Annotated in this window: 17 protein-coding genes; 8 read left to right on the top strand and 9 right to left on the bottom strand. The window is 65.6% G+C overall.

What is annotated here, in order from left to right; genetic code table 11:
* Positions 1-105 precede the first annotated feature (105 nt).
* Both U1H99_RS02225 and U1H99_RS02220 read right to left on the bottom strand, forming a co-directional pair.
* A complete protein-coding gene (locus U1H99_RS02225; RefSeq protein ID WP_323140143.1) occupies positions 106-2,349 on the bottom strand; it encodes a xanthine dehydrogenase family protein molybdopterin-binding subunit in 2,244 nt (747 codons plus the stop codon).
* A gap of 14 nt (positions 2,350-2,363) precedes the next feature.
* Positions 2,364-2,813, bottom strand: coding sequence for a (2Fe-2S)-binding protein (locus U1H99_RS02220; protein ID WP_323140142.1), 450 nt, complete (start codon positions 2,811-2,813; stop codon positions 2,364-2,366).
* A 179-nt stretch (positions 2,814-2,992) separates the two neighbouring features.
* Here U1H99_RS02220 and U1H99_RS02215 point away from each other — a divergent pair, with 179 nt between their 5' ends.
* The 7 genes from U1H99_RS02215 (at position 2,993) to U1H99_RS02185 (ending at position 11,060) form a co-directional block, all read left to right on the top strand.
* Positions 2,993-3,871 (top strand): CorC family transporter, encoded by an 879-nt coding sequence (locus tag U1H99_RS02215; RefSeq protein ID WP_141831873.1) that lies wholly within the window; start codon positions 2,993-2,995, stop codon positions 3,869-3,871.
* 126 nt (positions 3,872-3,997) lie between these two features.
* Positions 3,998-5,563 (top strand): apolipoprotein N-acyltransferase, encoded by a 1,566-nt coding sequence (lnt, locus tag U1H99_RS02210; RefSeq protein ID WP_323140141.1) that lies wholly within the window; start codon positions 3,998-4,000, stop codon positions 5,561-5,563.
* 155 nt (positions 5,564-5,718) lie between these two features.
* A complete protein-coding gene (gene glyQ / locus U1H99_RS02205) occupies positions 5,719-6,636 on the top strand; it encodes a glycine--tRNA ligase subunit alpha (protein WP_323140140.1) in 918 nt (305 codons plus the stop codon).
* An 18-nt stretch (positions 6,637-6,654) separates the two neighbouring features.
* Positions 6,655-8,751 (top strand): glycine--tRNA ligase subunit beta, encoded by a 2,097-nt coding sequence (gene glyS, locus U1H99_RS02200; RefSeq protein WP_323140139.1) that lies wholly within the window; start codon positions 6,655-6,657, stop codon positions 8,749-8,751.
* 12 nt (positions 8,752-8,763) lie between these two features.
* Complete coding sequence (gene gmhB / locus U1H99_RS02195; RefSeq protein WP_323140138.1) at positions 8,764-9,321, top strand: D-glycero-beta-D-manno-heptose 1,7-bisphosphate 7-phosphatase; 558 nt, start codon at positions 8,764-8,766, stop codon at positions 9,319-9,321.
* A gap of 24 nt (positions 9,322-9,345) precedes the next feature.
* Positions 9,346-10,086 carry a lysophospholipid acyltransferase family protein gene (locus tag U1H99_RS02190; RefSeq protein ID WP_141831867.1) on the top strand — a complete coding sequence of 247 codons (741 nt, stop codon included), beginning with the start codon at positions 9,346-9,348 and terminating at the stop codon, positions 10,084-10,086.
* Positions 10,087-10,133: 47 nt separating this feature from the next.
* Entirely contained in the window at positions 10,134-11,060 is a 927-nt protein-coding gene (locus tag U1H99_RS02185) for a M48 family metallopeptidase (RefSeq protein ID WP_323140137.1), read from the top strand.
* A 27-nt stretch (positions 11,061-11,087) separates the two neighbouring features.
* On the opposite strand, the gene U1H99_RS02180 is transcribed toward U1H99_RS02185, so the two are convergent.
* The 6 genes from U1H99_RS02180 to U1H99_RS02155 form a co-directional block, all read right to left on the bottom strand.
* Positions 11,088-11,645, bottom strand: coding sequence for a YcxB family protein (locus U1H99_RS02180; protein ID WP_323140136.1), 558 nt, complete (start codon positions 11,643-11,645; stop codon positions 11,088-11,090).
* 45 nt (positions 11,646-11,690) lie between these two features.
* The gene (gene waaA, locus U1H99_RS02175) at positions 11,691-12,986 is read right to left on the bottom strand and encodes a lipid IV(A) 3-deoxy-D-manno-octulosonic acid transferase (RefSeq protein ID WP_323140135.1); all 1,296 of its coding nucleotides are present in this window, start codon (positions 12,984-12,986) and stop codon (positions 11,691-11,693) included.
* A gap of 1 nt (position 12,987) precedes the next feature.
* On the bottom strand, positions 12,988-13,965 hold the full coding sequence (waaC, locus tag U1H99_RS02170; protein ID WP_323140134.1) for a lipopolysaccharide heptosyltransferase I: 978 nt from the start codon (positions 13,963-13,965) through the stop codon (positions 12,988-12,990).
* Between the two features lie 37 nt (positions 13,966-14,002).
* Positions 14,003-15,385: a phosphomannomutase/phosphoglucomutase gene (locus U1H99_RS02165; RefSeq protein WP_323140133.1), complete on the bottom strand. Its 1,383-nt coding sequence runs from the start codon at positions 15,383-15,385 to the stop codon at positions 14,003-14,005.
* 217 nt (positions 15,386-15,602) lie between these two features.
* The gene (locus tag U1H99_RS02160; protein ID WP_141831857.1) at positions 15,603-15,926 is read right to left on the bottom strand and encodes an H-NS histone family protein; all 324 of its coding nucleotides are present in this window, start codon (positions 15,924-15,926) and stop codon (positions 15,603-15,605) included.
* Between the two features lie 78 nt (positions 15,927-16,004).
* Positions 16,005-17,102 (bottom strand): glycosyltransferase family 4 protein, encoded by a 1,098-nt coding sequence (locus U1H99_RS02155; RefSeq protein WP_323140132.1) that lies wholly within the window; start codon positions 17,100-17,102, stop codon positions 16,005-16,007.
* A gap of 152 nt (positions 17,103-17,254) precedes the next feature.
* On the opposite strand from U1H99_RS02155, the gene U1H99_RS02150 reads away from it, so the two are divergent.
* Positions 17,255-18,265: a symmetrical bis(5'-nucleosyl)-tetraphosphatase gene (locus U1H99_RS02150; protein WP_323140131.1), complete on the top strand. Its 1,011-nt coding sequence runs from the start codon at positions 17,255-17,257 to the stop codon at positions 18,263-18,265.
* Positions 18,266-18,341: 76 nt separating this feature from the next.
* Here the strand turns inward: U1H99_RS02150 and U1H99_RS02145 are convergent, their stop codons facing one another.
* Positions 18,342-19,085: a lysophospholipid acyltransferase family protein gene (locus U1H99_RS02145; RefSeq protein ID WP_323140130.1), complete on the bottom strand. Its 744-nt coding sequence runs from the start codon at positions 19,083-19,085 to the stop codon at positions 18,342-18,344.
* Between the last annotated feature and the right edge of the window lie 14 nt (positions 19,086-19,099).

Below are 19,099 nucleotides of genomic sequence, written 5' to 3'. Positions count from 1 at the left end.
GCAGGGGCGACGGTTTCACGGTTCCGGATCCGCAATATCTGCATCACCGTGCACCTGGACTACGTCGCCCCTGCGAAGGCAGGGGCCCGAGTGGCTTTTAAAGCTTCAAGCTTTTTTAAGCTGCTCCCCGATCGGCAGCTTGCGCACCCGCTTCCCGGTCGCCGCAAACACCGCATTCGCCAGCGCCGGCGCAATCCCCGCCGTCCCCGGTTCGCCGATCCCGCCCGGCTCGTCGCGGCTGTTCACGATATACACCTCCACCGCCGGCGCCTCGTTCATGCGCATCACCCGGTAATCGCCGAAGTTGGTCTGCTGCACCTTGCCCCCGTCCAGCGTGACCTGCCCCCACAGCGCCGCACTGGCGCCGAACACGATGCCGCCCTCCATTTGCGCGACGATGGTATCCGGGTTGATGTTCTGGCCGCAATCCACCGCACACACCACCCGGTGCACGCGCACGTCGCCGTCGGCGCCGACCGAGACTTCCGCCACCTGCGCCATGTAGCTGCCGAAGGCGAACTGGGTCGATACCCCGCGTCCCATCTTGCGGCCGGCGATCGGGCGCAGCGGCTTGCCCCAGCCTGCCTTGTCCACCGCCAGGTTCAGCACCGCCAGCGTGCGCGGCGATTTTTGCAATAACGAACGCCGGAACGCGACCGGGTCGGTCTTGCTCGCATACGCCAGTTCGTCGATGAAGCTCTCGACCACGAACACGTTGTGGGTCGGACCGACGCCGCGCCAGAACGCGGTGGCCAGGCCCGCCGGTTCGTGGCGCACGTATTCCACGCGCATCGCGGGAATGCTGTACTGCAGGTCGGCCGCGCCTTCCACCGCATCCGGATCGACCCCGTTCTTGACCGCCGGCGGCGCGAAGCGCGCCATGATCGAGGACCCGGTGACGCGGTGGAACCACGCGACCGGCATGCCCTTGTCGTCGATCCGGGCCGACAGCCGGTCATAATAATAGGGGCGGTACATGTCGTGCTGCATGTCCTCCTCGCGCGTCCAGATGACTTTCAGCGGACCCTTGGCCAGCTTGGCCAGCGCCACCGCCTGGATCACGTTGTCGACTTCGAGCCGGCGTCCGAAGCCGCCGCCGATATAAAAATTGTGCACCTGGACTTTCTCGACCGGCACCCCGGCCACCTTGGCCGCCGCGCCCTGGGCCAGCGCCGGCACCTGGGTGCCGACCCACAGGTGGCATTCGCCGTTGCGCAGGTCGACCGTGCAATTCATCGGTTCCATGGTCGCGTGCGCCAGGAACGGCAGTTCGTAGATGGCGTCGATGCGGCGGCCATCCTGCTGTCCGAGTACCTTCAGCGCATCGCCGTCATTGCGGGCGACGGCGCCGGTGCCTTCCGATACCTTTGCCATGTCGGCCACGATGGATGCCGTGCTGACCTTGCCGTTGGCGCCGTCGTCGAAGCGCGGCGCTGCGGCCGCCAGGCCCTGTTTCGCGGCCCAGAAGTTGTCGGCGACGACCGCCACCGCGCCTTCCAGGCGCAGCACCTGGCGCACGCCCTTGACCGCCATCGCCTTCTGCTCGTCCACCGCCGCCACCTTCCCGCCCAGCACCGGCGACGCCGCCACCGCCGCGATGCCCATGTCGGGCAGGCGCGCGTCGATGCCGAACTGCGCCGAACCGTCGGTCTTGGCGGCCGAGTCGAGACGCTTCTGCGAGGTGCCGATCAGGGTGAAGTCGGCCGGGTTCTTGAGTTTCACGGTGGCCGGGAAGCTCAGCTTGGAGGCGGCCTCGGCCACTTCGCCGAAATGCGCCGAACGGTTTGACGCCTCATGGCGGATGGTGCCGCCCACGACCTTCAGCTCGCCCGGGTCGACGTTCCAGTTCTTGGCGGCCGCCTGCACCAGCACCGTGCGCACCTTGGCGCCGGCTTCGCGCAGCGGCTTCCAGGCGGCGCGCACCGAGGTCGAGCCGCCGGTCACCTGGCCGCCCAGCAGGGCGTCGGCGTACAAGCTGTTGTTGGCCGGCGCCTGTTCCAGCTTCACCTTGGTGAGGTCGGCGCCGAGTTCCTCGGCCAGCAGTTGCGGCATCGAGGTGAAGGTGCCCTGCCCCATTTCCACCTTGTGGATGATCAGGGTGACGATGCCTTCGCGGTCGATGCGGATGAAGGCGTCGTGCGCCAGGCCCGGCGCGTCGCCGCTGGCGGCGGTGGCGGCTTGGCCGACGGCTTTCTCGGGCGGGGCTTCCTTGCGGTCGCTTTCGGGCTTCTTGCCGCAGCCGAACAGCGAGAAGCCGAACACCAATCCGCCGCCGGCGACGGCGCCGGCTTTCAACAATCCCCGGCGCGAGGTGGACAGCGGCACATCCTTTTGTGGTTCTCTGGTCATGTCGGTCTCCTCGCTCAGGCAGCTGCAATCTTGATGGCCTTGCGGATCCGGCCATAGGTGCCGCAGCGGCAGATGTTGCCCGCCATCGCATTGTCGATGTCGGCGTCGTTCGGCTTCGGCGTCGCGTGCAGCAGGGCCGTGGCCGACATGATCTGGCCGGACTGGCAATACCCGCACTGCACGACGTCGATCTGGCGCCAGGCCTGCTGCACCTTGGCGCCGACCGGATCGTTGCCGATCGCCTCGATGGTCGTGATCTTCTTGCCGGCCGCGCTTGAGACCGGCGTCACGCAGGAACGGATCGCCTGGCCGTCCAGGTGCACGGTGCAGGCGCCGCACAGGGCGACGCCGCAGCCGAACTTGGTGCCGGTCAGGCCGAGCACGTCCCGCAGGGCCCACAGCAGGGGCATGTCGTCGGGGACGTTGAGATTGGTGGTGGTGCCATTGACGTTCAGGGCAGGCATGGGGCGAGTCTCCTTGTCTATTAGATGACGCACGAATAATGAACAACGTGACAAGCATAACGCGCTTGCCGGAAGGCCGCTCGGCACTGTGGTTTTACTCACACGGACTGCATAAAAAACAGGCATTCTGACTTTTGGTGTATCCTAACGCCCATCGCAACAACGGCTTTACGCCAACTATGCCCGAGCACCCTTCTGACGTCCGCACGGACGGCAAAACCCACCGGTCGCTGTTTGAACGGCTGACCGCACTGATCTCCCCTGAGCCCGAAAATCGCGCCGAGCTGCTCGAAGTCCTGCACGACGCCCATGAACGCAACCTGATCGACGCCGACGCCCTCTCCATGATCGAGGGCGTGTTCCAGGTATCCGATTTGTCGGTGCGCGACATCATGGTGCCGCGCTCGCAGATGGACGTCATCGACATCACCAAGCCGATCGAGGAATGGCTGCCCATCGTGCTGGAAACCGCGCACTCGCGCTTCCCGGCCATCGAGGGCGAGCGCGACAAGGTGGTCGGCATCCTGCTGGCCAAGGACCTGCTGCGCTACTACGCGGAAGAGTCCTTCGACGTGCGCGACATGCTGCGCCCGGCGATCTTCATCCCGGAGTCGAAGCGCCTGAACGTGCTGCTGCGCGACTTCCGCGCCAACCACAACCACATGGCCATCGTCGTCGACGAATACAGCGGCGTGGCCGGCCTGATCACGATCGAGGACGTGCTGGAACAGATCGTCGGCGACATCGAGGACGAATACGACTTCGACGAGGAAGAAGACAACGTCCTCTCGATCAAGGAAGGCCAGTTCGGCCCGCGCTGGCGCGTCAAGGCGCTGACCGAGATCGACCAGTTCAACGAAGAGATCGGCGTCGACCTCCCGGAAGACGACGTCGACACCATCGGCGGCCTGGTCGCCAGCCACCTGGGCCGCATGCCGCACAAGGGCGAGGTATTCGACCTCGAGAACCTGCGCTTCGAGGTGCTGCGTGCCGACGCGCGGCAGATCCATGTGCTGCTGGTCGAGAAGATTCCGGTATCGGAAGACGAGCACGACTAGACACCGAACACCGTTGCACACCACCCCGTCGCCCCTGCGGAGGCAGGGGCCCAAGTTGCAGGCAGACCGCATCACTTGGGCCCCTGCCTCCGCAGGGGCGACGAGCTAACGACATTGGACCCACGCTTGATCCTGCGCCGCCCAACCAAGACTGCCACCGCCCCCGACCCGGCGCTGCGCGGCACCCGCCCCTCCCTCAAGGCCCTCGTTCTTGCCGCCATCGCCGGCGGCCTGAGCCTGTTCTCCTTCGACCCCTTCGGCTGGTGGCCATTGCAGTTCCTGGTGCTGGCCTGGCTGTTCTACCAAGTCGGCATGGGCAGCTCGGTCAAGCGCGCCACCTTCCTCGGCTGGGCCTTCGGCTTCGGCTGGTCGGTGGCCGGCATGCACTGGCTGTACATCGCGATCACCCGTTTCGGCGGCCTGCCGGCCGTGCTGGGCGCGATCGCGATCGCCCTGCTCGGCCTGTACATGGGCCTGTTCGGCGCCCTGGCGACCGGCCTGTCCACCTGGCTGCGCAAGCGCTGGTCGCTGCCGGTCCCCGCCTTCTTGCTGCTGGTGCTCCCTGTCCTGTGGGGCGTGTCGGAATGGATGCGCGGCTGGGTGTTCACCGGTTTTCCCTGGGCCGCATCCGGCTATGCGCACAACGTGGCGCCGCTGGGCGGCTTCGCGCCGCTGGTCGGCGTGTACGGCATCGGCGTGCTGGTGGCGCTGTGCGCGTCCTGCCTGGTGATGCTGACCCAGCGCCACAAGATGCCGGCGCTGGCGCTGTTCGGCGCGCTGCTGGTGGCCGGCGGCCTGCTGCGCCAGGTCGAATGGACGCACCCGAGCGGCCAGCCGATCACGGTGCGCCTGCTGCAGGGAAACATCCGCCAAGATGAAAAATTCGCCGCCGAATACCTGGGCGAGATTTTGGTGCGCTACCGCGACATGCTGACCGCCGCCCCGGCCGACCTGATCGCCGCGCCGGAAACCGCGATCCCGGTATTCCCGCACCAGCTGCCGCGGGGCTACCTGGGCACCTTCAACGATTTCGCCGCCCGCAGCGGCAGCTACTATTTATTTGGCATCCCGCTGGCGAACAACGCCGCCGATTACGCCAACAGCGTGGCCGGCATCGGTCCGCAGGGCCAGGCCTACCGCTACGACAAGCACCACCTGGTGCCCTTCGGCGAATTCATCCCGACCGGCTTCCGCTGGTTCACCAACCTGATGCAGATCCCGCTGGGCGACTTCACGCGCGGGGCGGCGGTGCAGGCGCCGTTCCCGGTGAAGGACCAGCTGGTGCTGCCGAACGTCTGCTACGAAGACGTGTTCGGCGAAGAGATCGCCAAGCAGTTGCGCGACGCGCCGCGTCCCGCCACGCTGCTGCTGAACGTGTCGAACCTGGCCTGGTACGGCGAATCGGTGGCGATCCCGCAGCACCTGCAGATCTCGCGCATGCGCTCGCTGGAAACCGGGCGCCCGATGCTGCGCGCGACCAACAACGGCGCCACCGCCATCATCGACGGCCGCGGTAACGTGCAGCAGCAGATTCCGTACTACCGCCAGGACGTGCTGGCCGCGCGCGTACAAGGCATGGCCGGCATGACGCCCTACATCCGTTGCGGCAACCTGCTGTTCCTGGGCCTGGGTGTGCTGGCCCTGGCCGGCGCCTGGCTGGCCGGACGGCGCCGGCGCCGGGCCGACGCATGAAATCGGGCCGGCCCCGCCGAATAAAATCGTGGGTCGCACCGCCGATTCACGATTCCATGTCGATCCCGCCTATAAAAACCGCTAAAATTGGTGTTTTAGCAAACTCACCGTGTTCGCGACCTGTGCGCGCGAAGCCTTTAGCTCGAAGCCCAAAGATGCTCACATTCCAACAAATCATTCTGACGCTGCAAACCTACTGGGACAAGCAGGGTTGCGCCCTGCTCCAGCCGTACGACATGGAAGTCGGCGCGGGCACCTTCCACACCGGCACCTTCCTGCGCGCGATCGGACCGGAGCCGTGGCGCGCCGCCTACGTGCAGCCGTCGCGTCGCCCGAAAGACGGCCGCTACGGCGAAAACCCGAACCGCCTGCAGCACTATTACCAGTACCAGGTGGTCCTGAAGCCGGCCCCGGAAAACATCCTCGACCTGTACCTCGGGTCGCTGCAAGCCCTTGGACTGGACCTGAAGAAGAACGACGTGCGCTTCGTCGAGGACGACTGGGAAAGCCCGACGCTGGGCGCCTGGGGCCTGGGCTGGGAAGTCTGGCTGAACGGCATGGAAGTCACCCAGTTCACCTACTTCCAGCAGGTCGGCGGCCTCGATTGCAAGCCGGTGCTGGGCGAGATCACCTACGGCATCGAACGCCTGGCGATGTACCTGCAGGGTGTGGAAAACGTGTACGACCTGGTATGGACCGAGTGGGAAGAAAACGGCGAGAAGAAGTCGCTGTCCTACGGTGACGTGTTCCACCAGAACGAGGTCGAACAATCGACCTACAACTTCGAGCACTCGAACACCGACCTGCTGTTCCAGGCCTTCGGCAACCACGAGAGCGAAGCCAAGCGCCTGATCGAGCTGGCGCTGACGCTGCCGGCCTACGAGCAGATCATGAAGGCCTCGCACAGCTTCAACCTGCTGGACGCGCGCGGCGCGATCTCCGTCACCGAGCGCGCCGCCTACATCGGCCGCGTGCGCACGCTGTCGCGCCTGGTCGCCCAGGCTTATTACGATTCGCGCGAGAAGCTGGGCTTCCCCATGCTGCCGAAAACCGCCGAAGCCAAAGCCGCCTAAGAACAGAATAGAACGAACATGAACCAGACCTTACTTGTCGAATTGCAGACCGAAGAGCTGCCGCCGAAGGCGCTCGTGAAACTGGGCGCCGCCTTTGCGAACGGCATCGCCAACGGACTGAAAGCACGTGGCTTCCTCGACGACGACAGCGTCGTCAGCGCCTGGTCCACCCCGCGCCGCCTGGCCGTGTCGATTACCAAAGTGCGTGCCACCTCGCCCGATAAAACCATCCGCGAAAAAGTGCTACCGGTAAGCGTCGCCCTGGACAAGGACGGCAACCCGACCGCGCCGCTGGCCAAGAAGCTGGCCGCGCTCGGTTTCCCCGATCTGCAGGTAGCCGACCTCGAACGCGCCCAGGACGGCAAGGCCGAAAGCTTCTTCTACACCCACACCGCCCCGGGCAGCGCCCTGGCGTCCGGCCTGCAGCCGGTGCTGGAAGAATCGGTGGCCAAGCTGCCGATCCCGAAGGTGATGAGCTACCAGCGCCCGGACGGTGCCACCGTGCAGTTCGTGCGTCCCGTGCACTCGCTGCTGGCGCTGCACGGCGCCGATGTGGTCCCGCTGTCGCTGCTCGGCCTGGAAGCCGGCCGTAGCACCCTCGGCCACCGCTTCCTGTCGGACGGACAATCCTTCGACGTGGCCGATGCCGACACCTATGACGACCTGCTGAAGACCCGCGGCAAGGTGGTCGCCTCCACCGAGGAACGCAAGGAAGCGATCCGCACCCAGCTGCTGGCCAAGGCCGGCGGCGACCAAGTCCTGATGCCGGAATCGCTGCTCGACGAAGTGGCGGCGCTGGTCGAATGGCCGGTGGTCTACGAATGCAAGTTCGAGGACGCGTTCCTGTCGGTGCCGCAGGAATGCCTGATCCTGACCATGCAGACCAACCAGAAGTACTTCGCGCTGACCGACAGCGCCGGCAAGCTGCGTTCGCGCTTCCTGATCGTGTCCAACCTGGAGACCGACGATCCGAGCGCCATCGTCGGCGGCAACGAGCGCGTGGTGCGCCCGCGCCTGTCGGATGCCAAGTTCTTCTTCGAGCAGGACAAGAAGAAGACCCTGGCTTCGCGCCTGCCGCAGCTGGCCAACGTGGTCTACCACAACAAGCTGGGCACCCAGGCCGAGCGTACCCAGCGCGTCACCCGCCTGGCCGGCGCCATCGCGGCGCGCCTCGGCTACGACGTGCAGCTGGCCGAGCGCGGCGCCCAGCTGGCCAAGGCCGACCTGCTGACCGACATGGTCGGCGAGTTCCCCGAGCTGCAGGGCATCATGGGCACCTACTATGCCCGCAACGACAACGAACCCGAAGAAGTCGCGCTGGCCGCCTCCGAGCACTACCAGCCGCGCTTCTCGGGCGACGCCCTGCCCTCGACCAACACCGGCCTGGTGGTGGCGTTGGCCGATAAACTGGAAACCCTGGTCGGCATCTGGTCGATCGGCCTGCAGCCGACCGGCGAGAAGGACCCGTTCGCGCTGCGCCGCCACGCGCTGGGCGTGATGCGCATGCTGGTCGAGAAGCGCCTGCCGCTCGGCATCGCCGACCTGCTGCGGCAAGCCGCCGCCGTGTTCGAAGGCCAGGCCGGCTTCAAGGACCCGACCCAGGAGGTGACCGCCTTCATGCTGGACCGCCTGCGCGGCCTGCTGCGCGACCGCGGCTTCTCGCCGAACGAGGTGGAAGCGGTGCTGGCGCAGAATCCGGACCGCGTCGACGACGTGGTGCAGCGTCTGGAAGCGGTGCAGGCCTTTGCCGCGCTGCCGGAAAGCGCATCGCTGGCCGCCGCCAACAAGCGCATCACCAACATCCTGAAAAAGAACGAGGAAGCGCTGGCCCAGGCAAGCAGCGTCGATCCGGCCCTGCTGCAGGACGAAGCGGAAAAGACCCTGTTCGCCGCCGTCACGCGGGTGCAGCCGGAAGTCGATGCCGCCTTCGCAAGCGGCGACTTCGGTGGCACGCTGAAGACCCTGGCCCAGCTGCGCGACGCGGTCGACGCCTTCTTCAACGACGTGATGGTGATGGCCGAGGACGTGGCGCTGCGTAACAACCGCCTGGCCCTGCTGCAGCGCCTGCACGCGCTGATGAACCGCGTGGCCGACATCTCCAAGCTGGCGGCATAAGCGGAACGCACCATGAAGCTGATCATCCTCGATCGGGATGGGGTCATCAACCAGGACTCCCCCGATTTCATTAAGTCGCCGGCCGAGTGGATCCCGATCCCGGGATCGCTCGAGGCGATTGCACGCCTGAACCAGGCCGGCTACCGCGTCGTCATCGCCTCGAACCAGTCGGGCATCGCGCGCGAACTGTTCGACATGACGACGCTGAACGCGATCCACCAGAAGATGCACGGGGCGGCGCAGCTGGTCGGCGCCGACATCGATGCCATCTTCTTCTGCCCGCACGCGGCGATCGACAACTGCGACTGCCGCAAGCCCAAGGCCGGCATGTTCGAGGAGATCAGCAAGCGCTTCAAGGTCGGCCTGAAGGGCGTGCCGACCGTCGGCGACTCGCTGCGCGACCTGCAGGCCGGCTTCATCAGCGGCTGCCTGCCCTACCTGGTGTTGACCGGCAAGGGCGAAAAGACGCTGGAGACCGGCGGCCTGCCACCCGGGACGCAGGTCTTTTCCGACCTCGCCGCGATGGTTGCCGCGTTCCTGAAATCCCCCACGGCCAGCCAGGCCGGCTGAATCACCCTCTGTCGGAGACCGTTCTTGCGTACCGCCACCCTGTTTTTGCGCTCTTTGCTATTCACGATCATCATGGTGGCCGCCACCGTCGTCTGGGCCTGCGTGTGCTTCCTGGCCGCGCCGTTCCCGTACAACACGCGCTTCTGGGTGACCTCGCGCTGGAACGTCTTCATCATCTGGTGCGCGCGCGTCATCTGCGGCATCCGCTACCAGTTCAAGGGCTACGACAACCTGCCGTCGGGCCCGACCGTCCTGCTGTCGAAGCACCAGTCGGCATGGGAAACCATCTTCCTGCTGCCGAACATGACGCACCCGCTGGTGTTCGTCTTCAAGAAGGAAATCCTCTACATCCCGTTCTTCGGCTGGGCCATGGCGCTGCTGCGCATGATCCCGATCGACCGCAAGCGCGGCAAGCGCGCCTTCGCCGACGTGGTCCGCCACGGCAAGCGGCGCCTGGCCGACGGCCAGTGGATCATCATGTTCCCGGAAGGGACCCGCATCCCGGTCGGCGAGAAAGGCACCTACAAGAGCGGCGGTACCCGCCTGGCAATCGCGACAGGTGCAACTGTCGTGCCGATCGCGCATAATTCAGGTGAGTGCTGGCCGAAGGGCTCGTTCATCAAACGTCCGGGCCTGGTCACCGTCTCGATTGGCAAGCCGATATCGCCTGAAAACCACACTCCCGACAGCCTGATGCAAGAGGTCGAAAATTGGATAGAATCGGAAATGCGCGTCATTTCGCCCCACGCCTACAAAGGTACCTGAACGAATTGGGCGCGCGGACCAAAGCACCATCTTCATCGCAGCCCACCATGACCTCCCCGCAGAACGACGCGCAACAGCTGGAAATGTTCCAGGACATGTTCGCAGCCCTGAAGTCGCCGGCCCCGCCGGCGGCGGCACCACCCGCTCCACAAAGCTATGCCCCCCCGGCGCCGCTGTTCAAGGCGCCGTCTACACCGACCCGCAGCCTGCCGGCGCCGCCGGTCGGCCCGAACGACCCGCCGCTGCAGAAGATCCAGCTCGGCTCCCACACCGTCCACTACGCGCTGCGCCGCTCGGCGCGCCGCTCGCACGGATTCATGATCGACGACGACGGCCTGCGCGTGACCTCGCCGCGGCGTTCCAGCCATGCCGACATCGAGAGCGCGATCCGCGCCAAGCAGGGCTGGATCCTGACCAAGCTGTTCGAACGCGGCGAACGGCGCGTCATGCGCGCCCAACGCGCGCCGGTGGAATGGGTCGACGGTGCCCGGCTGCCCTACCTGGGCGGCGACATCACCCTGCGCCTGCAGGGAGCGGCGCGCAGCCACTGCGTGTTCGATGCCGAGGCGCGCACCCTGAACGTCGGCGTGACGCCCGGCCTGTCCGAATGGCAGCTGCGCGAACGCGTCAAGCGCTGGTTCCAGGACGAGGCGCGGCGCCTGTTCGGCGAACGCCTCGACCTGTACGCGCCGCGCGTTGGCGTCAGCTATAACGCGTATGCGATTTCCTCGGCCGGTACGCGCTGGGGATCGTGCACGGTGGCCGGCAACATCCGCCTGAACTGGAAGCTGGTGCACTACCCGCTGGCGCTGCTCGACTACGTGGTGGTGCACGAACTGGCGCACCTGCGCGAAATGAACCACAGCCCGCGTTTCTGGGCCGTGGTCGGCGAGGTGTTCCCGGATTACGACGGCGCCAAGGCGGCGCTCAAGAAGCGCTCGGTCGAGATGCCGGTATTATTTCCAGAGGAGTGAACGCCCGATCCGCGCGGATTGCGCGGATCAAGCGGCGCCGCGGAACTGCAGCTCGCCGGCGGCGCGCGCCGCGGCGATGACTTTCATTGCCTCGACCTCGGCACCACTCAGGCAGCGGAACGGGATCGGCAGCGTGCCGCGCTTGAGCACCATCATGAAGCCCTTGGAATAGGTGCGGATGCGGCTCACGTCGTTCCAGTCGATCAGCGACACGCCGGTGTCGCTAGTGCGCACGATGCCGTGCTGGTCGATCGCGAATTCGTAGGTGCGGCGCCCGCGGCGCAGCAGGATGAAGTGCAGCGCCGCCGACAGCGTGCTCTTGGTGCGCAGGTAGAAACCGAGCGGCCAACGGATGTGGCGGCGGCGGATCAGGTAGCCGCCGTGCTCCCACATGAAACCCAGGTATTCGAACAGAGTATAACGGACCCAGAAATGCAGTTCTTGGGAGGCGGCCGGCGGATGCACGACCGGGATCGCCGCCGCCGGCATCGCATCGGCACCGAGATCGGCGGCGTGCGGGTGTTCCATGAGCACGGCGTCGGCTTCGGCGCCGCCGCCCCCTCGCGTGCGATGAGACCACAACATGTCCATCCCCTTTCGTTCTTTATACTAAAGGTATGGTAGCAAAAGCTAGTCAATAAATCGTTGCAAGAGTTCAACAGTGCGCGCCGTCGCGCCACGATGCTTGCCGGCGAAAGACAGTGCCCGCGCACCCATGGCGGCACGGCGCGCATCGTCCTGCAGCAGATCGGCGGCTTCGCGCAGCAAGGCATCGGCGTCCGTCACGCGCAGCGCGCCGCCGGCGGCCACCGCTTCCTCGGTCGCCTGCAGGAAGTTGAAGGTGTGCTGGCCAACCAGCACCGGCTTGCCGAGGGCGCAGGCTTCGATCAGGTTCTGGCCGCCCAGCGGCAGCAGGCTGCCGCCGATGTAGGCGCAGTCGCAGGCCGCGTAGTAGGCGAACATCTCGCCCATCGAGTCGCCCAGCAGCACGTCAGCCTCTAACTGCGCCGCCTCGCCCCGGTCCGGCAGGCTGGAGCGGCGCGCCAGGCGCAATCCGCGCTCTTCCACCAAGCGCGCCACGTCGTCGAAGCGCTGCGGATGGCGCGGCACCAGCAGGAGCAGCATGCCCTGGGGGCGCGCCGTGCGCAGGAAGGCGTCCAGGATCAGCGCTTCCTCGCCTTCGCGGGTGGAGGCGCACAGCAGCACCGGACGGGCGGCGAAGCGCGCGCGCAGCATGGCGCCGGTCTGCAGCGCGGCTTGCGGCGGCACCACGTCGAACTTGATGCTGCCGGTGACGGCGACGTCGGGGGCGCCGAGGGAGCGGATGCGCGCGGCGTCGGCCTCGGTCTGGGCCGCCGCCAGCGTGATCCCGCGCGCCGCTTCCATCATCAGGCCGCCGAAGCGCCGGCCGCGCTCGAGCGAACGCTCGGACAGGCGCGCATTCACCAGCGCCACCGGGATGCCGTAGGCGCCGCAGGCCGCGATCAGGTTCGGCCACACCTCGGTCTCCATCAGGATGCAGATCTTCGGCGTGTAGTGATGCAGGAAGCGGCCGACCATGAAGCCGGTGTCGTAAGGCAGGTAGGACTGGATGACGCGCCCGTGCTTCTTGAACAGCGCCTCGCCGGTGGCACGTCCGGTAGGCGTCATGTGGGTCAACAGGATGCGGCAGTCGGGCCAGCGCGCCAGCAGCATCTCGACCAGCGGCTCGGCGGCGCGGGTCTCGCCGACCGACACCGCGTGCACCATGATCGTCAGGCGCGCGCTCGCGCCATGCCTGGGCCTGCGTCCGTAGAAGCCGAGGCGCTCGCCCAGGTGCAGGCGGTAGCCCGGCTCCTTGCGCCCGCGCCACCACAAGCGGCCCAGCACGAGCGGCAGCGCCAGCCACCAGAGAATCGAATACAAAAGAGCGTAGAAAAAGTGCATCTCAAACCTGTTGCAATAATCCGCGCGCCGCGGCCACGACCTGCTCGACCGTCGGGGGCGCGCCGGTATCGCCGAGGTTGACGATGCGCGGCGACCAGTTGCCCTCGGTCTTCCAGCGCGGCGAATCGCAATAGATCTCGACCGTGGGCCGGACAAAAGCGGCGGCGATGTGGGTCAGGCCGGTATCGACGCCGACCGCCAGCGCGGCGTGGCGCGCCAGTTCCACCGCATCCATCATCGACAGCTTCGGCAGCACGCGCGCATTCGGCAGGGCCGCGGCCAGTGCCTCGGCCTCCTGCTGTTCACGCGGCGAACCCCAGGGCAGGAGGATGGGCAGCGGCGCCAATGCCCGGCCCAGCGCGATCCAGTGAGCGGGCGCCCACTTCTTGGCATCGCGCGCGGTGCCGTGGAAGAAAACCGCGTAATCGCCGGCCGGCATCCAGTCCGGACGCGCGGCCGACGGTGGCGGGAGACCGAAGTCGGGGGGAGAGTCGACCGTATAGCCGAGCGCCGCGGCCACCACCTGGCGTCCGCGCGCGACCGCGTGGGTACGCGGCTCGACCGCGATGCTGCGGGTATGGAACACGCGCGAGATGCCTTCGTAGCCGGAATCCTCGGTGCCGTTGGCCAGGCCGATCTTCTGCCCGCCGGGCCGCACGCGCGCGGCGGCCATGATGATGCCGGTCTTGATCAGGCCCTGGGTATCGAACACGTAGTCGTACTGTTCGGCCCGCAGGTCGCGGAAAAAGCCGCGCAGCTCGGCGCGCACGGCCGCGTCGCCGAGTCCCTTTTTCCAGCGCCGCAGGGCGAACGGAATGACCTTGCGCACCATCGGATTCAGGCGCACCAGGCTGACGTAGCCCTCTTCCACTACCCAGTCGACCTGGGCGCCCGGGTGGTGGCGCAGGATATCGGCCACCAGCGGCAGGTTATGCAGCACGTCGCCGAGCGACGATACCCGGACCAGCAGGATCTTCATTGTTAATGCGTCATCGTTGACAGACTGGAGCGCGGTTTCAGAACGGCAGGTGGGCATCCGGCTTGGCGGCCAGGATCACGCGCGCGAATTCCTTCTGGATGCGGTCCAGCGCTTCCGGATTCTCGCCTTCGAAACGCAGCACCACCACCGGCGTGGTGTTGGAACCGCGCGCCAGGCCGAAGCCGTCCGCATACTCCACGCGCAGGCCGTCGATGTCGACCACGCGCTCGGCGCCCGGGAATTCGGCGTTGGCGCGCAGCTTGTCGATCAGCGCGAAGTTCTCGCCTTCCTGCAGGTGCAGGTGCAGTTCCGGGGTGCTGGACGCCTGCGGCAGGGCGTTCAGCAGGCTCGAGGGATCGGCTTCGCGGGTCAGGATCTCGAGCAGGCGTGCGCCGGTGTATAGGCCATCGTCGAAGCCAAACCAGCGGTCCTTCCAGAAAATGTGGCCGCTCATCTCGCCGCCCAGCGGGGCGCCGGTTTCCTTGAGCTTGGCCTTGACCAGCGAGTGGCCGGTCTTCCACATCAGCGGGCGGCCGCCGTGCTCGGCGATCCACGGGCCGAGGTGGCGCGTGCACTTGACGTCGTACAGGATCTCGGCGCCCGGGTTGCGCGACAGGACGTCGGCTGCGAACAGCATCATCTGGCGGTCCGGGAAGATGATCTGGCCATCCTTGGTGACCACGCCCAGGCGGTCGCCGTCGCCGTCGAAGGCGAGGCCGATCTCGGCGTCGGACGTCTTGAGCTTCTCGATCAGGTCCTGCAGGTTTTCCGGGTGTGCCGGATCCGGATGGTGGTTCGGGAAGTGGCCGTCGACCTCGCAGAACATTTCGATGACCTCGCAGCCCATCGCGCGGAACAGGTCGCCCGCGAAGGCGCCGGCCACGCCGTTGCCGGCATCGACCGCGATCTTGATCGGACGCGCGATCTTGACGTCGCCGGCGATGCGCTGGATATAGGCGTCGCGGATGTCGTGGGTCGAATAGGCGCCTGCGCTGGCGGCTGGCGTGAAATCGTCGCGCTCGATCGTCTGGTACAGACCCTGGATCGCGTCGCCGTAGATCGCCTCGCCGGCCAGCACCATCTTGAAGCCGTTGTAGTCCGGCGGGTTGTGGCTGCCGGTGACCATGATGCCGGAATGCGCATCCAGCACGTTGGTGCCGAAGTAGACCATCGGGGTAGCCACCATGCCCAGGTCGATCACGTCGACGCCGGCGGCCTGCAGGCCCTCGGCCAGCGCCTTGGCCAGGCCCGGACCCGACAGGCGGCCGTCGCGGCCGATGACGACCTTGCGCTCTCCCTTCGCCAGCGCAGCGGCGCCGAACGCCTGGCCGATCTTGCGGGCGATACCCTCGTCCAGCGTGCTGCCGATGACGCCACGAATATCATAAGCCTTGAAAATCGTTTTCGAGAGAGTGACCATGATTTACCTTGTGTTGAACAAGAGACAAAAGCCGATATTGTAGCGGCAAGACCGATCGATGGGAATTCGAGCGTGTGCGGGGGTAAGACATGCGCGAATGCGCGGCGGGGAGAAATAACGGACTGCAGAATGGAAAAAATCGCGGCGTAGGAATATCCGCAAATACGCGGGAGTATTCCCACGATTGGAAACACTCCCGTTAAACAACGAATCAGATTCAGACGCGCAGTTTATCCAGCGATTTACCGCCTTCGACCCATTCCTTGACCCACTTCGGCTGGCGGCCACGGCCGGTCCACTGTTGTGAAGCATCGTCCGGATTACGGAAACGAACTGCGACCGAACCCGGGTTCGCCGTCGCTTTTGCGCCGCGGCCGGCGGTGCTGATCAGGTCTTTCGGCGACATGCCGACGCTTTGTGCGATCGCCAGGATCTGTTCGCGTGCCTTTTGCACTTCCTGCTGCTCGCGGGTTTTCATTTCCTTCTTGATCTGCTCCTGCAGGTTACGCAAATCGCCCAAGGACATATTAGACAGATCCATCGTCGTTCCTTATAAGTAGAGTTGAACCGAATTCATCGAATTATCACCAATTGTCGCAATATACTACAACTTCGATGTTTAATCAGTTTTTTTGTTCCAAATGAGCCAGCGCGGCGACTTGAATCGAACGATACGCGCATACAACCAGACGTAACTGATAATGAACAACAAACTGAAGAATATCAAAACTTCTGTATTTTTCCAGAACACCGTTGCCGGTATAACCGCGGTGAGCGAAAACAGCCACAGGTAAGGCGAAGTGCGAGCATTCCGTTTTAGCAGTGCGCGCGCCTCCTTTGGACCAACAGTCCATTGCACAATCCGCCGAAAAATCAGGCTATGCAGGTGTATTCCGTCCGGAACTGCCGGAGATTTTCCTCTTACAAACATTCGGCGATAAGCGGAAAATATTGTTTCAAAAGCGGGATATATCAGCAGCAATGCCGCATACCAGGTGGATACCTGCGGATTGCGCATCACCAGCAGCAGCGCCAGCTCGCCCAGCATGAAGCCGATGAAGTAGGCGCCACCGTCGCCCAGGAAGATCAGGCCGACCGGATAATTCCAGACCAGGAAGCCGGCGGTCGCCCCCGCCACCGTCAATGCCGACACCAGAATGAACATGTCGCCCACCTGCCAGCCGACATAGGCGAGCGACACCAGCATGAATATCGTTACCACGCTTGCCAGTCCGTTGAAGCCGTCGATGATATTTACTGCATTCGCGATCCCGGCCACTGCCAGTACCGTCAGCGGCAATACGATCCACAGCGAATCGAGCGGCCAGCTCGAGAACGGCATGTCGAGGCGGGCGATTTTCGCGTCCAGTACCAGATATCCGAGCAGGGCCGCCAGCATGGTTAATACCAGGCGCCGCGAAGCCCTCACTTTTCCCGTATAGTCTTCGACGATGCCGCCGATAAATGCGATCGACGCGCATACCAGCAGTGCCAGCAGCCAATAGCCGAGATCGGGAACGCGCCACGCCGAAATCGCCGCACTGAGGGTCACCGCGAGAAATATCGGAAGTCCGCCGATACGCGCGACCGCATGCGCGTGCACTTTCTGGACGCCGCTGAAATTGCTGTCAAGTGCCGGACCGTGCAATTTCGAATGCCGGATGACCAGCAAGGTCAACAATGCGGACACGACAAAGCTGACGAGAAATGAAAACATTTATTATTTAATTACCCGTAAGGCAATGCATCGCGCCGAATCGGCGTCAAGGCCGGAACCGAGGAGTTTACGCGCGCCCTGCCCTGCCCCGATTGAGCAAAATCGGGTAATCCATGGCTGCACGCACGGGCCGAATCATTTAGTATCCAGCCATGAGAACCTATGTCATTGGCGACCTGCAGGGTTGCGCCCACGAAGCCGGCCTCTTGCTGGACCGGATTGCCGGCGATGCGACATCGCCGGAACAAGCACGTATCCTTTTTGTCGGGGATTTGATCAACCGCGGTCCGCAGTCGCTGGCTGCGCTACGCCGCATGAAAGCCTTGTCGGAGGCGAGCGAAGGCCGCATCGACGCCCTGCTCGGCAATCACGACCTGCACCTGCTGGCTGTGGCTGCCGGCGTGCGCAAGGCGAGCCGCTCGGACACCCTGGACGAGATCCTGGCCGCGCCCGAGCTCGACGAACTGGTCGGCTGGCTGCGCCGGCGGCCGATGGCGATGTTCGTCGATGCGCACCAGGAACCTCTCCCGGCGGTCGGGGGGAAGCGAATGACGATGCATGACGAGTCTGGGCAAGGCGCGAGGAGGAAGCATGGTGATCCATGCGACGACGAGCAACGCCGCGCAGGCTTGTCAGGCGCGTCAGGCGCGACTCCCGACCGCCGGGAGAGGTTCCTATTGGTGCACGCCGGCGTGCCGCCGCAATGGAGCGCGGCCCAGACGATGGCGCTGGCAGGCGAGGTCGAGGCCGTGCTGCGCGGCGACGGCTGGGTCGACTTCCTGCGCCAGATGTATGGCAACCACCCCGACCGCTGGGACGATGGCCTGCAGGGCATCGAGCGCCTGCGCTGCATCGTCAACGCGCTGACGCGCATGCGCCTGTGCTGGCCGGACGGGCGCATGGACTTCGAGCACAAGGAAAGCGACAAGGGGCCGGAAGGCTCAAGCCTGCAGCCCTGGTTCGACCTGCCGGACCGCAAGACGGCCGACGTCACCGTGGTGTTCGGCCACTGGTCGGCAATGGGCGTGGTGCTGCGGCCGAACCTGGTCGGCCTGGACAGCGGCTGCGTGTGGGGCGGGAAGCTGACGGCGGTGTGCCTGGACGACCGCTCGCTGTTGCAGGTGGATTGTCCGGAGTATCGGCCGCATAGCGGCAAGCAGTAGCGGTAATCCCGTCACTTTGAAACGTCGCCCCTGCGAAGGCAGGGCGACGTGCTGGAGCGCTGGCCACAACAGGCGCTTACTGCACCTCGACCGTCCCAAGGGCCTGCGCAATCGCCTCGCGCGCCTGCGCTCCCAATTCGCGCCGGTGCGCCCCCTCCGATGCAATCGGCGCCAGGCAGCCCAGCCGCGCCACCACCGGCTCGCCCTGCAGGATGCGCAGGATGCTGTCGACGAAGGTCGTCTCGCCGGTGTAGTCGACCGCCGCATGCCAGCCGCCGCGCGCGTCGACGTAGGCCAGCGCGTACGGCTGCACCGGCACCCGGGCGTCGATCGCCGCTTCCAGCAGGTTGGCGTGGAAGGGGAGCAGCTGTCCCTGGCTGGCGGTGGTCCCTTCGGGGAAGAAGGCGACGCGCTGACCCTGGCCGAGCGCATCCACCAGGCCCTTGAAGATGTGGCGCAAATCCCGCCGGTTGCCGCGCGCGATGAAAACGGTGCCGGCCTGCGCCACCAGCCAGCCGAGCACCGGCCAGGCGCGGATCTCGGCCTTGGCGACGAAGCGGCAGGGATGCAGGGCATTGATGACGAAGATGTCGAGCCAGGAAATGTGGTTCGACACGATCAGCGCGTGGGCCAAAGGCGCGGCGCCCGCCATGTGCTCGACGCGCACGCGGCAGATCCCCAGCAGGCGCGCCGACCAGCGCCGCACCAGGCGCTCGCGCAGGCGCGCGCCGGCCCACGGGAACACCAGGGCGCAGGTGGCCAGGCCCCGCAGCAGGTGAAAGACGAGGCGCGCCAGGCGCCATCCAAGCTGGATAGTCAAGGTAGTGAACGATG

It is taken from the genome of Massilia phyllosphaerae, assembly GCF_034659755.1.
Lineage (GTDB): Bacteria > Pseudomonadota > Gammaproteobacteria > Burkholderiales > Burkholderiaceae_D > Telluria > Telluria phyllosphaerae.
This window is presented reverse-complemented; position numbering and strand designations above follow the sequence as displayed.